The following is a 12,440-nucleotide window of genomic DNA, read 5'->3' as shown; positions in this document are numbered from 1 at the left end:
GAGAACGACCAGGCCTCTGAGGGCCGCCCGTGGTCGAAAAGGAATGCCAGGGAGGACCGGACGAAGAAGTACCGCGCCTATGCGCGCGCGGGTGTGCCGATGTATCTGCTGATCGACCGGTTCGACACGCGTGGTGCGATGGCCACGCTCTTCACGGAGCCGAACGAGGACGGCACGTACAAGCAGTCCGACCCGGTGCCGTTCGGGAAGCCGCTCACGCTGCCGGAGCCCTTCGGTACGACGCTCCGCACGGAGGAATTCCCGGTCTGAGAAGGCACAGAAAGGGGCGGCACCCAGCCATTGGGTGCCGCCCCTTTCCGTGTGGCCTAAATCAGACCCCGGCAGGTTCCTTTGCCGGGTTGTCCGGGCCGGTCGTCGGGGACGTCGGGCCGCCCGTTGCTGCGACCGTGGAGTTCGCCGGTTCCTGCGAGACGTTGAACTCCGTCAGCATGTCCTTACTGAAGCCGAAGAAGTACGTTGCGAGGAATCCGGCGAGGTAGCCGGTCAGCAGTCCGCCCGCGTAGATCGCGATCGTGGTGCCCATGCCGTGGTTGCCGTCGAGGAGGGGGAACAGGGCCCAGCCGGACGGGCCGATGGCCGTGGAGCCGACCTTGTCGCCGAGCTGGCTGAAGAGGCCGATGAAGGCGCCGCCGAACGCACCACCCACGCACGCCGTGATGAACGGGCGGCCCAGCGGCAGCGAGACACCGTAGATCAGGGGCTCGCCGACACCCAGGAGGCCTGCGGGAAGGGCGGACTTGATGGTCTTGCGGATCGACTTGTTGCGGGGGAGACGGAAGTAGACCGCCACGGCCGCGCCGACCTGGCCGGCGCCCGCCATCGCGAGGATCGGGAGCAGAACCGTGTAGCCCTGCTGCTCGATCAGGGTGGTGTGGATCGGGATCAGGGCCTGGTGCAGGCCCAGCATCACCAGGGGCAGGAAGAGGCCGCCGAGCAGGAAGCCCGCGCCCGCGCCGCCGTTGGTGAGCAGCCAGTCGGCGAACGTACCGATGGCGGTGGAGATCTCACCGGCCACGTACATCAGGCCGAAGACCGTCACCAGGCCGGAGATCAGGACCGTGAGGGTCGGGGTGACCAGTACGTCGAGTGCCTCGGGCACCCAGCGGCGGCACCACTTCTCCACGTACGCCGCGAGCACTGCCGCACCGAGCGCGCCCAGCACACCGCCCTGGCCGGGGGAGAGCGTCTGGCCGAACGCCTCGATGTTCGCGACGCCCGGGAAGACAATGATCGCGGCGACCGCGCCGCCCAGGATCGGCGTACCGCCGAACTCCTTCGCCGTGTTGAAGCCGACGAACACGGCGAGCAGCGCCATGAATCCGGACGCTATCGCGCCCAGGGCGGGCGTGACGGAGGTCAGCCAGCCCAGGTTCACCAGCAGGCCGTTGAGGCCGGCGATGATGCCGCAGCCGATGAGCGCGGGGATCAGCGGGACGAAAATGTTCGCGATCCGGCGCAGGAACAGCTTGAACGGGGTGGCGTTCTTCGCCTTCTGCTTCGCCTTCATCGCTGCACCCTGGGCGGCCAGCTCCTCCGCCGAAGCGGAGGCGGAAGCCGGGGCGGAGGAGGAGGCTTCGGCAGCGGTTGGTTCAGGGGCTGCTGCCTTGCCCTCCTCCACCAGCTGCTCGAATTCCGGTGTGACCCGGGCGACGGTGCCCGGGCCGAGGACGATCTGGTACGTGTCGTCCTCGACCACGCCCATGACGGCGGGGAGTGCCTTCAGGGCTTTGTCGTCGACGAGCGAGCGGTCGTGCAGGCTCAGCCGGAGCCGGGTCATGCAGTGGGCTATGGAGCTGACGTTCGAGGCGCCACCGACGAGCGGAAGGATCGCGGCGGCGGTGGCGCGGTTCTTGTCTTCTGTTGCCATGGTGCGTGGTGCCTTGCTGTTGCGGGGGTGTGGATGTGGAGCTGGTGGGTCAGGTGCTGCGCGGGGCAGCGGCGAGGGCGGCGCGGAGGTGGCCGCCGGACGCGGTCAGAAGGTCCTCGGCGGTGGGGCCGTCGACCTGGCCGAGGATGGTGAGGATGGCGTTCTTCACCTCGCCCTCGGTCGCGGCGAGGGCCGCCTCGATCTCCTTGTCGGACGCGCCCGTGGCAAGCGAGACGATCCGGCGGGAACGGGCGCGCAGCTTCTCGTTGGAGGCGCGGACGTCGACCATCAGGTTTCCGTAGGTCTTGCCGAGCCTGATCATCGTGATCGTCGAGAGCATGTTGAGGACAAGCTTCTGTGCTGTACCCGCCTTGAGCCGGGTGGAGCCGGTGAGCAGCTCGGGGCCGACGACGATCTCGATGCCGTGCTCGGCCGCGGCCCCCAGTGCGGAGTCCGCGTTGCAGGAAAGGCCGATGGTCAGCGCGCCCTTGGCACGGGCGTGTTCGACGGCGCCGATCGCGTACGGCGTACGGCCGGAGGCGGAGACGCCGACCACGGTGTCGTCCGCGGTGAGGTCCAGCGCGTCGAGGTCGGCGGCAGCCAGCTCCTTGCTGTCCTCGGCGCCTTCGACGGCCTTGACCATCGCGGACGGGCCGCCCGCGATCAGGCCGATGACCTCGGAGGGGTCGGTGTTGAAGGTGGGCGGGCACTCGCTGGCGTCCAGCACGCCGAGTCGGCCCGCGGTGCCCGCGCCCGCGTAGATCAGCCGACCGCCGCGGGCCATGCGCTCCGCGGTGCCGTCGATCGCGGCGGCTATCTCGGGCAGCCGGGCGGCGACGGCGGTCGGGACGGACTGGTCCTCGCCGTTCATGATCCGGGCAATCTCAAGGGTGTCCAGGCGGTCGATCTCGGCGAGCTCGGGACGGAACGCCTCGGTGGTGAGCGTTTCGAGCTGGGCGCGCAGCTCACCGTATTCGCCGGGGGCGGCGGCGCCGGAGTCGGTGGTGGAGGTCATGGAGAGCGGCTCTGCTTTCTTGGTCTCGTACGGGTCGGCGGGCGCGAACGCGGGTGCGGGTGCGGGTGGTGAGAGTCGGTCGGTTCGCGGTCAGAGCGGGCGCGGGGTGTGGCGGTGGGCCAGCGCCTCGTAGGAGGCGGCGAGCGCCGGTGCGGCCGTTTCGTATATGCGCTGCGCGACGCCTATGAACAGGCAGTCGATGACGAGCAGCTGGCTCGTACGGCTCGACATGGCTGCGGGCCGCAGCTCGCTCTCCCGGGCGGTGGACGTGGTCAGCACGTGGTCGGCGTACTGGGTCACGGGGCCGTCGGGGCGGCCGGTGACGGCGAGCGTCGTCGCACCGCGGTCGAAGGCGACCCGCAGTGGCTCGATGACGTCGACGGTGGAGCCGGAGTGCGTGATCGCGACGGCCACATCGCCGGAGCGCAGCTGCACGGCGTTGGTCACCGCGAGGTGCGGGTCCGTGTGGGAGTGCGCGATCAGGCCGATGCGGGCCAGCTTCTGTGCCAGGTCCTGGCCGACGAGGGAGGAGGCGCCCACGCCGTAGATGTCGATGCGCCGGGCGGTGGCAATGGCGGCCACCGCGGCGCCGAGCTGGACGGTGTCGAGCCCCGCGGCCGTGTCGGCGAGGGTCTGCTGCTCGTCGTAGGCGAGCTTGGCGACCACATCGGCGATCGGGTCGTCGACCGCTATGTCGGCGGTGACGGAGGGAGCCCGGCCCGACTGCTGCTGCGCGGCGAGCCCGGCGAGGGCCAGGCGCAGATCGCGATAGCCGGGGTAGCCGAGGAGGCGGGCCGTGCGGACCACGGTCGCCTCGCTCGTGCCGGTGAGTTCGGCGAGACCGGTGACCGTGAGGGCGGCGCAGCCGGCGGGGTCACCGGCGACGGCCTCGGCGACGCGCTGCATGGAGCGGGTCATGGACGGCGCGAGCGTGCGCACCTTGGCCGCGAGAGCCGCCGGGGCGGGCGGCGAATCAGCGCTGAAACTTTCCTTCAGATCACGGGTCACCTTTGAAAGATATTTTCAACCGGGTTGCCCGTCAACCCCCCTTTGGTCCCTACCTTCACCCCCCCTTTTGTCCCTACCTTCACCCCCCTTTGGTCCCTACCTCCGACACCACTTCCGACAGCGCGGAAACGGCAAAGGCGGGAGCGCGAAACGGGTTCGCGGGCAGGGTGACAATGGGCCCATGGAGATGAACCCCCTGGAACAGGCGTTGCACACGGCCCGCGCGCTGGTCATGGCCGATCTCACCGCAGGTGACGTCGCCGAGGCCGGGATCGTCTCGCTGGTCGAGGACGCGGTGAGCCACCGCCGCTGGTGGGTCGAGCAGTGGCCCGACGGCGCCTCGTTCGTCGTCGGCCTCGTGGCTCAGGACGTGCAGGACGCCCTGCTCGAACGGTACGGGCGGTGGCCGCTCTGCCCGGTCTGCGACGCGGGTGACCCGCACGCCCTGGACGTCGAACCGGAGTTGGGCCCGGACCCGCACTGGGTGTGCACCAAGGCCGCCGTGGCCGTCGCACCGGTGGGTTCGCTGAGCGGGATACTGCGGCGGTGACGGTCTACATCGACCCGCCCGACTGGCCGGGTCACGGGCGGCTCTGGTCGCACCTGGTCAGCGATGTGTCCTTCGAGGAGCTCCACGCTTTCGCGGCATCCATCGGCTGCCCGCCCGGTGCGTTCGAGCGGGACCACTATGACGTACCGGAGTCGCGGTACGAGGACGCGGTACGGGCCGGGGCCCGGCAGATCGGCTCGAAGGAGCTCGTCCGCCGCATTACGGAGGCCGGGCTGCGGCGGCCCAAGGGGCGTCCGGTACCCGCCCGGTGACGGGCCGTGCCCCGCCGCGCTCCACCGGCCCGCGCCCGCGCCCGCCGTTCGAGAGTCCGGTCCGGCGGGCGCTCGTCCGGTCCTACGGGCGATAGTCCGGTCCGCGCAGGTACCCGCCTCCATGGACGCCTCCGCAGTAGTCAGAAGACGCCTCCGCAGTCAGACCGCGGAGATATCCGCCTCCGTGGCCGCCTGCGGCGTCTTGCCCGACACCTCCGAGGACACTCCCGCCGACGCCGCGGCGGGCGCCCCGGCCACCCGTCGCGACCTGCCCCCGCCCTGCAGCCGCAGCGAGAACACCACGGCGACCAGCGCCAGCACTGTCATCGCCGCCCCCGCCCACGCGGTCGCCGTGAAACCGAAGTCCGCGTCGATCACGGCGCCCCCCAGCCAGGGTCAGCGATCCCGGGTGCTGCATTCCCGCGGCCGGAGGCTTCCTGCCGCCGCCCCACCGCACGCTCAGCGGCTGAGCAGTTCCAGCTCGGTCAACAGGTTCTGCCGCGCCCGCGGTTCCCACTGGTCCACCCCGTGCGGGGTGCGGAACAGTCGCGGCAGCCCGAGCAGCTGACGCAGCACCGCCGCCCGCCCTTCCCGGAACGCGTCGTCGGGCACGAAGCCGTACTCCTCCCGAACCTGTGCCGCGTACGCCGCGTACTCCTTCGGGGCCGCCGCCAGGATCGCCAGATCCGCATCGCACAGCACCTCACCGTTGGTGTCGCCGTCCGCCGGATCGTGGGTGACGGTGAGCCGGACGAGCCGGGCCACCTCGGCCGTGACGTCGGCCGGTACGCCGGCCTCCGGCAAGGCGCGTTCAGCGAGGGTGGCGCTGCGTTCCTCGTTCTCGGACCGGTCGGGCCGGTAGACCGCGTCGTGGAACCAGGCGGCGAGGCGTACGGCATCCGCATCGGCCGCGTATGCGGCGAGTGTGTCGATGCGATCGAGCACCGCGGCCAGGTGCGCCGTGGTGTGGTACCGCCGCTGCGGCTCGGCCCAGCGCGCCAGCAGATTGTCGGCGTACGGCAACGGATCGGGGCCTGACGCCCCGCCCCGGGCACCGACGAGCGCCTCCCGCCAGCGGTCACGGAGAGAGGCGTCGGCGCTGCCCGCCTCGTGGGCGCCGTCCGCCCTGTGGGCCGCCCCGGAGGCACTGCTTCCGCGCGTACTGTCGGTCATGGAACGACTCTAAGGGCTGTCCCGTGGCCCGGTGCTGGGCGTTCCTTGTTCTGCCAGTCCTCTGAGAGTCCTTCACCGCGTCGTGTCCTAAGGGCTGAAGACTGCCCGATGGGGCAGACGACCGGACCGGGGCAGCCTGCCGAGCCGCCCCGGTCGTTGTACGGGTGACGGTGCGCCGGACCGGTCAGTGGCCGGGCGGGGTGTCCAGGGCCAGTGCGGCGAAGGTGGCCAGCCAGTGGTCCGTGTTGAAGTCGCCGGAGGAGACCGCGGGCAGGCCGACCGCGAGATGGGCCTCGGCCGACGCGGTCAGAGCGGTGCGGGCGGGACCCTCGCCCAGCGCGTCGGCAATCGTACGAAGAGCAGCTGCCCGGCTCAGGGTGAGGCCCAGGAGATGGCCGATCTGCGGGTCCGAGTGGTCGGAGATCACGGGCGGGGTGAGCAGCGCAGAGTCCGCCAGGCCCGGCAGGAACGTGGCCAGCCAGGTACGGAACTCGGCGACCGGCAGCACCCGGCGCATCGCGTCCGCCTCGGTCAAAGCGGGGGAGAGGAAGTCCTGGCCGGACGGCTCCCAGTGCTCGGGGGCGTCGTGGTCCGCGGTGAACCAGGTGCGCAGCCGGTCCGCCGCCGTGTCGAGCACCGGGCGGGGCAGACCGGCACGCTCACCCGCGTCCAGGATCAGGCCCAGGCCGAAAGCGCTGTTGGGGTGGATCCCGTGCCGGATCGGGTACGTGGCCTTGGGCAGCCAGGCGGCGAGGAGTTCGCCGACCGCGTCGACGGCGGGAGAGAGGACGTCGGCCCAGCGGTCGCCCTCGGGAGTGGCGAGCGCACGGCACTCCGCTGCCAAAGCCACCAGCCACGCCCAGCCGTAGGGGCGTTCGAAGTGCGGACGTCCGCGGAGATAAGCCGCCTCGACAACGAGGTTCTCCCGGGTGAGGTGGGAGTTCAGCACCTCGTGGACACGGGTGGTGACCGTGGCCGGGAGGTCGCCGGTGGTGGAGAAGCGGCGCAGCAGGCGGACGAGCAGCCAGTGCATGTGCACGGTGGAGTGCCAGTCGTACCCCCCGTAGAACGCGGGGTGCAGCGTGCGGGGCGCGACCAGTTCCTCGGGGCCTGTGTACAGGTGGGCCGGGTTGTTGGGGTATTCGCGTACGACATTGGCCAGGGCCAGTTCCGCGAAGGGGACGGCGTACGCGGCGGGGAGCGTGGGGGACATCGGGGCTCCAGACGGGTGGGCGAGCGGCTCGGGTCGAGGGGCGGCGGGTCAGAAGGCGAAGACGGCCATGATCACGATGTTGCAGAGCAACACGGCTGCCGCCGTGGGGAGTTGGGCCTTGATGGGGCCGTACTGGTCCTTGAGTTCGAGAAGTGCGGCGGGAACCAGATTGAAGTTGGCGGCCATCGGCGTGACAAGGGTGCCGCAGAAACCGCAGAGCATGCCGATCGCGAGGATCGCGGGTGCGTTGCCGTTCATCTGCTCGATGAGGACGGGCCAGCCGATCGCGGCGGTCATCACAGGGAAGGCGGCGAAGGCGTTGCCCATGATGATGGTGAACAGGGCCATTCCGCAGCAGTAGACCACCACGGCCACCAACTTCTGGCCGTCCGGCAGCACCGCCTCGGTGATCTTGCCTACCTGTTCGCCGACGCCGGCCACCTGGAAGATCGTGCCGAGGACCGCGAGCAGCTGGGGCAGGATCAGTGCCCAGCCCATGGACTCGAGCATGCCGCGACCGGAGTGCAGCGGCACGGAGATCTTTCGCTCGCGCAGCACCACCATGCCGACGATCAGCGCGGTGATGGCGCCGATGCCGAGGCCCAGGATGGTCTCGTAGCCCGGTTCCAGGACCGGTTCGCCACCGATCTTCCAGTTCTTCACGAGCGTCGCGCAGATCATCGCGACGACGGGGATGGTGAGGGCCGGAAGGAACAGCTTGTTGCCGAAGCGGGCGGCCGAGGCGGCGCGCTCCTCGCGGGAGGTGGTGCGCGGTTCGCCCTTGCCGGTGAGACCGAAGCCGCCCAGAACGATCAGGATCAGGACGGCGACGCCCAGCGGCTCGGCGGGCAGCGTCTTGCTGACGACTCCGGTGGAGTAGAAGAACGAGACCCCCAGCAGACCCCAGAAGCCGGCCGAGCCGAAGCGCTTGGGGTTGGTGCGGTCCATGACCATCTGCGCGGCCATGACGAGGAACACCGCGCCGACCAGCCAGAAGAAGTACTCGGACTTGATCACTTGGCGTCCTCCGTCCGGAGCCCGGCGTGTGCCGACAGGTCGTTCTCGGCGGCGGCGACGGCGAGCTCGCGCTCCAGCTGCCGGTCCAGGTTGAGCAGGCGCGCCCCGTGGATCAGGAAGGCGCAGATCGCGGTGGGGATCGCCCACACGGCCAGATGCAGAGGTTCGAGGTGCTGGTCGTACGTGGAGTTCACGAACCCGGTGATCAGCAGGATCGAGCCGATCGCGAGGAAGCAGTCCTCACCGAAGAAGACCCCGATCGTGTCGGCGCCGGACGCGTGCGAACGGACCTTCTCGCGCAGCTTCTGAGGCAGCGGGCCACCCGCCTTGGCCTCGGCCGCGGCTTCGGCCATGGGGGCGATCAGCGGGCGCACGCTCTGCGCGGGCCCGCCGATGCTGGTGAGGCCGACGGCAGCGGTGAGCTGGCGGATCAGCAGGTACAGCGTCAGGAAGCGGCCGGTCGTCAGCTTGCCCAGCTTGCCGATGAGGTTGCGGGCCTGCTCCTGGAGCCCGTACCGCTCAAGCAGCCCGATGACGGGCAGTGTGATGACGAAGACGGTCACGGAGCGCGAGGTGGCGAAGCTGTTGCCGAACGTGGCCAGCACCTCCTGGAGGGAGAGCTTGCCCAGCAGTCCGGTGACGATGCCGGCGACACCCACCACGAGGAGGGGATTGCGGCGGGTGGCGAATCCGAGGATCACCACAAGCACGCCGAGGAGAACGATCACGCGTCGGCCTTCTTCCGCGCATGGACGTGCAGGCGCAGACCTGCTCGGTTCCGATCGGATGGGGGAATGCGCGAGACATTAAGCGATTGTTCAACAAGCCCACAAGAGTGTGGGCTGTACGAATTGAGAAGTGAGGTGCGGCGCACATGCTCGGCCGGGGCGGGCGGCGAGTGGTGCGGAACGTCGCCGGCGTGGGGATCCGCCCGTGAAGTGGCTCGCTGGGCGGCCCGGGCGGCGCGGTCACGGATCGTGGCGAGGATGGTGGAACGTCTGGTTCGCCGTAGGAGTCGGCGGGGGTGAAATGTCGGGGTTGCTGGGGAGGTGACGCTCCCGGGGGCCGGCCCCCGGGAGTGCTCCGGCGGGCCGCCCGGCGCGCCCCGCGCGGGCTACCGCCCGGTCAGGCGCTCCGAGTACGCCTCCGCCAGCTGGCGCCGTGAATCCTCCAGGTAGAAGGCCAGCATCCGCTCGGCGCCCGCCGCGTCCCCCTCGGCCAGCCTGTCCGCGATCTCCCTGTTCCTGGTGAGGTAGGGCTCGTGGAAGCGGCGCGGGTCGGCCATCACATGGAAGGCCAGCCGCAGTTCGGCGAGGACGTTGCGCATCAGCTCGTCCGTGCGGGGGCTGTTCGCGAGGCCCGCCAGGGCTTGGTGGAAGCGAATGTTGGCGGTCGAGCAGACCGGCCAGTCGTCCGCCAGTGCCGCATGCTCGCCCGTCGACACGGCGGCCTCGACGGCCGTCAGGTCGTACGGCGGCTCGCCCAGCGTCCGCAGGGCCGCGCACTCGACGAGCAGCCGGACCCGGTAGATGTCCACCAGGTCGTCGACGGCGAGGATGCGTACGAAGACGCCCTTGTTGAGCCGGTGTTCCAGGAGGCGCTCGTGCGACAGCAGCCGGAACGCCTCGCGCAAGGTGTTCCTGGACACGGTGAGGGCGCCGCTGATGCTCTCCTCGGAGAGCCGGCTGCCCGGCGGGAAGTAGCCCTCGGTGATCCGGTCCCGCAGGATGGCGGCGACCCGCTCGGCGGTGCCGGACCGGGCCAGTAAGGCGCTGTCCGCGGCCAGTTCCGAGAGATCCGGAGAAGTCCGGCCGCCACTGCCCGCAGTCCCCGCCATGGCCCGTCCCCTGTCCTGTTGTCCTGTCGCGTCGCCGCTCCGTCGCGGTGCGCGTCATCCGGTACGCAGTCTGTGCCCAGTGAACCGTACGGGCGTCTCACCCCCAAGCCGGGTCTTGTCAGATTGTTGAACAATCGCTAGCGTGCGCCCGTGATGGATCTGACGAACCCGACGAACCCGGCGGCCCCGATGGATCTCAACGCGGATCTCGGCGAAGGGTTCGGGCACTGGACTCTCACCGATGACGACGCGCTGCTCGACTGTGTCACCAGTGCCAACGTCGCCTGCGGGTTCCACGCGGGGGATGCCTCCGTGATGCGGCGGGTCTGCGAGACCGCGGCCGCCAGAGGTGTACGGATCGGAGCCCAGGTCGCGTACCGCGATCTGGCCGGCTTCGGGCGTCGCTCCATGGATGTGCCGTCCGCCGAGTTGACCGCCGAGATCGCCTATCAGATCGGCGCGCTGCGGGTCTTCGCCAAAGCGGCCGGTTCCACGGTCTCGTACGTCAAACCCCACGGCGCCCTCTACAACCGCGCCGTCTGGGACGACACCCAGGCCGCGGCCGTGGTCGAGGGTGTCCGGCTGGCCGGCGGGGACCTGGCGGTCCTCGGACTCCCCGGCTCGCGCCTGCTCGCCCACGCGGCAGCCGCGGGCCTCACGGCCGTCGAGGAAGCCTTCGCCGACCGCGCGTACACCCCGCAGGGCACCCTGGTCCCGCGCGGCGAGCCCGGAGCGGTGGTGCACGACGAGGACGAAGTCGTACGCCGCAGTGTCGGCATGGCGGTGGACCGGGGCGTCATCGGGTCGGACGGCGGCCGGATACCGGTCATGGCGCGCTCGCTGTGCGTCCATGGCGACACCCCGGGCGCGGCGGCGCTGGCCCGCAGGATCAGGACGGCGCTCGAAGAAGCGGGCGTGGCCGTGCGGGCGTTCGTATGAGCGCGGGGGCGCGTACGCACGTCGGCATCGAGGTTCTTCCCGCCGGGCCGGGAGCGCTGCTGGTCGAGTTGTCGTCCGGTGAGCACGCGGAGGCCTTTCACGCCGAGCTGCTGCGGCGGCGGGCGCTCGGCGAGCTGCCCGTCGTACGCGAGATCGTTCCCGGTGCCCGGACCGTCCTGCTCGACGGCATCGCGGACCGCACCCCGGACGGCACCGCGCGGCTCGCCCGCGAGGTCGCCTCCTGGCGGATACCGCCGCTGCGGCGCGACACCGGGGACGCCGTGGAGATCCCCGTCGTCTACGACGGGCCGGACCTCGGCGACGTCGCGGCGGCCTGGGGCGTCACCGTCGCAGACGTGCCCCGCATCCACTCCGGGACCGAATTCCGGGTGGCCTTCTGCGGGTTCGCCCCCGGCTTCGGCTATCTCACCGGCCTCCCCGCACACCTGCACCTGCCGCGCCGCGCGACCCCGCGCACCAGGGTTCCGGCCGGTGCGCTCGCCCTCGCGGGGGCGTACACCGGGGTGTACCCGCGTCCGTCGCCCGGCGGCTGGCAGCTCATCGGGCGGATGCCCGAGACGGACGAACTGTGGAACCCGGCCCGCGAACCGGCGGCGCTGCTGACCCCTGGAGCGCGGGTGCGCTTCGTCGTGACGGAGGTGCGTCCGTGACCGGTTCCATCGAGGTGGTCAGGGCCGGGGCCCTGACCACCGTTCAGGACGCCGGCCGCGTCGGCTGGGCACACCTCGGAGTGCCACGCGCCGGCGCGCTCGACGCCCCGGCCCGCCGCCTGGCCAACCGACTGGCCGGAAACCCGGTGGAAGCGGCGCTGCTGGAGACGACCGTCACCGGCTGCGCGGTCCGCCCGGACCGGTCCGTGGTCGCCGTCGTCGGCGGGGCGCCCTGCCGGGTCACGGTCGACGGACGGCCCGTGGCCTGGGGAACACCCGTGTACGTACCCGCGGGCGCGGTGCTCGACGCCGGCCCCGCGGTCCAGGGCCTGCGCAGCTATCTGGCGTTCGGGGGCGGCCTGCTGCCGGAACCGGTGCTGGGCAGCAGGTCCGCCGACCTGCTCTCCGGGCTGGGCCCGGCCCCCTTGCGCGCCGGGGACGTACTGCCCCTGGGGCACGGCACGCCGAGCCCCGCGGGCACCGACGCCGTGCCCTGGCCGGGCGCCCCCGGCGAACTCGTGCTCCCGCTGAACCTCGGCCCCCGCCACACCTGGTTCACGGACGAGGCGCTGCGTACGCTCACCACGGCCACGTACCGGGTCTCGCCGCACAGCAACCGGATCGGCCTGCGCACGGAGGGTCCGGCCCTGGCGCGCGCCCGCGAGGGCGAACTGCCCAGCGAGGGGATGGTGCTCGGCGCCATTCAGGTGCCGCCGGACGGGCGCCCGGTGGTGTTCCTCAACGACCATCCGACGACCGGGGGTTACCCGGTCGTCGGTGTCGTGCACGAAACCGCACTCGCGGGCGCGGCACAGGCGGTGCCGGGAACCCGGGTGCGGTTCGTGAGGGCGGGCTGA

The 12,440-nt window shown here is 71.2% G+C and carries 14 protein-coding genes and 1 pseudogene; 6 read left to right on the top strand and 9 right to left on the bottom strand.

Features of this window, described 5'->3' with window-relative positions:
* Nucleotides 1–33: 33 nt before the first annotated feature.
* A pseudogene (locus tag ABT115_RS05090) lies at nt 34–270 on the top strand (Uma2 family endonuclease); the annotation flags it as partial.
* A gap of 61 nt (nt 271–331) precedes the next feature.
* Here ABT115_RS05090 and ABT115_RS05085 read toward each other — a convergent pair.
* The 3 genes from ABT115_RS05085 to ABT115_RS05075 form a co-directional block, all read right to left on the bottom strand.
* Complete coding sequence (locus tag ABT115_RS05085; RefSeq protein ID WP_351784179.1) at nt 332–1,888, bottom strand: PTS transporter subunit EIIC; 1,557 nt, start codon at nt 1,886–1,888, stop codon at nt 332–334.
* A gap of 49 nt (nt 1,889–1,937) precedes the next feature.
* Nucleotides 1,938–2,903, bottom strand: coding sequence for an N-acetylmuramic acid 6-phosphate etherase (murQ, locus tag ABT115_RS05080; RefSeq protein ID WP_351784177.1), 966 nt, complete (start codon nt 2,901–2,903; stop codon nt 1,938–1,940).
* Between the two features lie 90 nt (nt 2,904–2,993).
* Entirely contained in the window at nt 2,994–3,911 is a 918-nt protein-coding gene (locus ABT115_RS05075) for a MurR/RpiR family transcriptional regulator (RefSeq protein ID WP_351784175.1), read from the bottom strand.
* Between the two features lie 181 nt (nt 3,912–4,092).
* Here ABT115_RS05075 and ABT115_RS05070 point away from each other — a divergent pair, with 181 nt between their 5' ends.
* Together ABT115_RS05070 and ABT115_RS05065 are read left to right on the top strand one after the other, a co-directional pair.
* Entirely contained in the window at nt 4,093–4,461 is a 369-nt protein-coding gene (locus ABT115_RS05070) for a DUF8819 family protein (RefSeq protein ID WP_351784173.1), read from the top strand.
* Complete coding sequence (locus ABT115_RS05065) at nt 4,458–4,733, top strand: DUF4031 domain-containing protein (protein WP_351784171.1); 276 nt, start codon at nt 4,458–4,460, stop codon at nt 4,731–4,733. The genes ABT115_RS05070 and ABT115_RS05065 overlap by 4 nt, the downstream gene beginning before the upstream one ends.
* 159 nt (nt 4,734–4,892) lie before the next feature.
* Here the strand turns inward: ABT115_RS05065 and ABT115_RS05060 are convergent, their stop codons facing one another.
* The 6 genes from ABT115_RS05060 to ABT115_RS05035 form a co-directional block, all read right to left on the bottom strand.
* Nucleotides 4,893–5,111, bottom strand: a complete 219-nt coding sequence (locus ABT115_RS05060; RefSeq protein WP_502969029.1) for a hypothetical protein — start codon at nt 5,109–5,111, stop codon at nt 4,893–4,895.
* 81 nt (nt 5,112–5,192) lie between these two features.
* Complete coding sequence (locus ABT115_RS05055; RefSeq protein ID WP_351784169.1) at nt 5,193–5,906, bottom strand: HD domain-containing protein; 714 nt, start codon at nt 5,904–5,906, stop codon at nt 5,193–5,195.
* A gap of 184 nt (nt 5,907–6,090) precedes the next feature.
* Nucleotides 6,091–7,119: a DUF2891 domain-containing protein gene (locus ABT115_RS05050; protein ID WP_351784167.1), complete on the bottom strand. Its 1,029-nt coding sequence runs from the start codon at nt 7,117–7,119 to the stop codon at nt 6,091–6,093.
* A 48-nt stretch (nt 7,120–7,167) separates the two neighbouring features.
* Entirely contained in the window at nt 7,168–8,136 is a 969-nt protein-coding gene (locus ABT115_RS05045; RefSeq protein ID WP_351784165.1) for a DUF979 domain-containing protein, read from the bottom strand.
* The gene (locus tag ABT115_RS05040) at nt 8,133–8,864 is read right to left on the bottom strand and encodes a DUF969 domain-containing protein (RefSeq protein WP_351784163.1); all 732 of its coding nucleotides are present in this window, start codon (nt 8,862–8,864) and stop codon (nt 8,133–8,135) included. The genes ABT115_RS05045 and ABT115_RS05040 overlap by 4 nt, the downstream gene beginning before the upstream one ends.
* A gap of 386 nt (nt 8,865–9,250) precedes the next feature.
* Nucleotides 9,251–9,973, bottom strand: a complete 723-nt coding sequence (locus ABT115_RS05035; RefSeq protein WP_351784161.1) for a GntR family transcriptional regulator — start codon at nt 9,971–9,973, stop codon at nt 9,251–9,253.
* A gap of 189 nt (nt 9,974–10,162) precedes the next feature.
* Here ABT115_RS05035 and ABT115_RS05030 point away from each other — a divergent pair, with 189 nt between their 5' ends.
* Genes ABT115_RS05030 through ABT115_RS05020 form a run of 3 tightly spaced genes read left to right on the top strand, consistent with a single transcriptional unit; the run spans nt 10,163 to nt 12,440 of the window.
* Nucleotides 10,163–10,912 carry a LamB/YcsF family protein gene (locus tag ABT115_RS05030; protein ID WP_351784504.1) on the top strand — a complete coding sequence of 250 codons (750 nt, stop codon included), beginning with the start codon at nt 10,163–10,165 and terminating at the stop codon, nt 10,910–10,912.
* The gene (locus ABT115_RS05025; RefSeq protein ID WP_351784159.1) at nt 10,909–11,583 is read left to right on the top strand and encodes a 5-oxoprolinase subunit B family protein; all 675 of its coding nucleotides are present in this window, start codon (nt 10,909–10,911) and stop codon (nt 11,581–11,583) included. The genes ABT115_RS05030 and ABT115_RS05025 overlap by 4 nt, the downstream gene beginning before the upstream one ends.
* A complete protein-coding gene (locus ABT115_RS05020) occupies nt 11,580–12,440 on the top strand; it encodes a 5-oxoprolinase subunit C family protein (RefSeq protein ID WP_351784157.1) in 861 nt (286 codons plus the stop codon). Before ABT115_RS05025 ends, ABT115_RS05020 begins: the two co-directional genes overlap by 4 nt.

The sequence above is a fragment of the Streptomyces sp. NPDC001832 genome (assembly GCF_040297265.1).
Classification (GTDB): domain Bacteria; phylum Actinomycetota; class Actinomycetes; order Streptomycetales; family Streptomycetaceae; genus Streptomyces.
The sequence above is the reverse complement of the archived record's forward strand: the minus strand, read 5'-3'. Positions and strand labels throughout refer to the sequence as shown.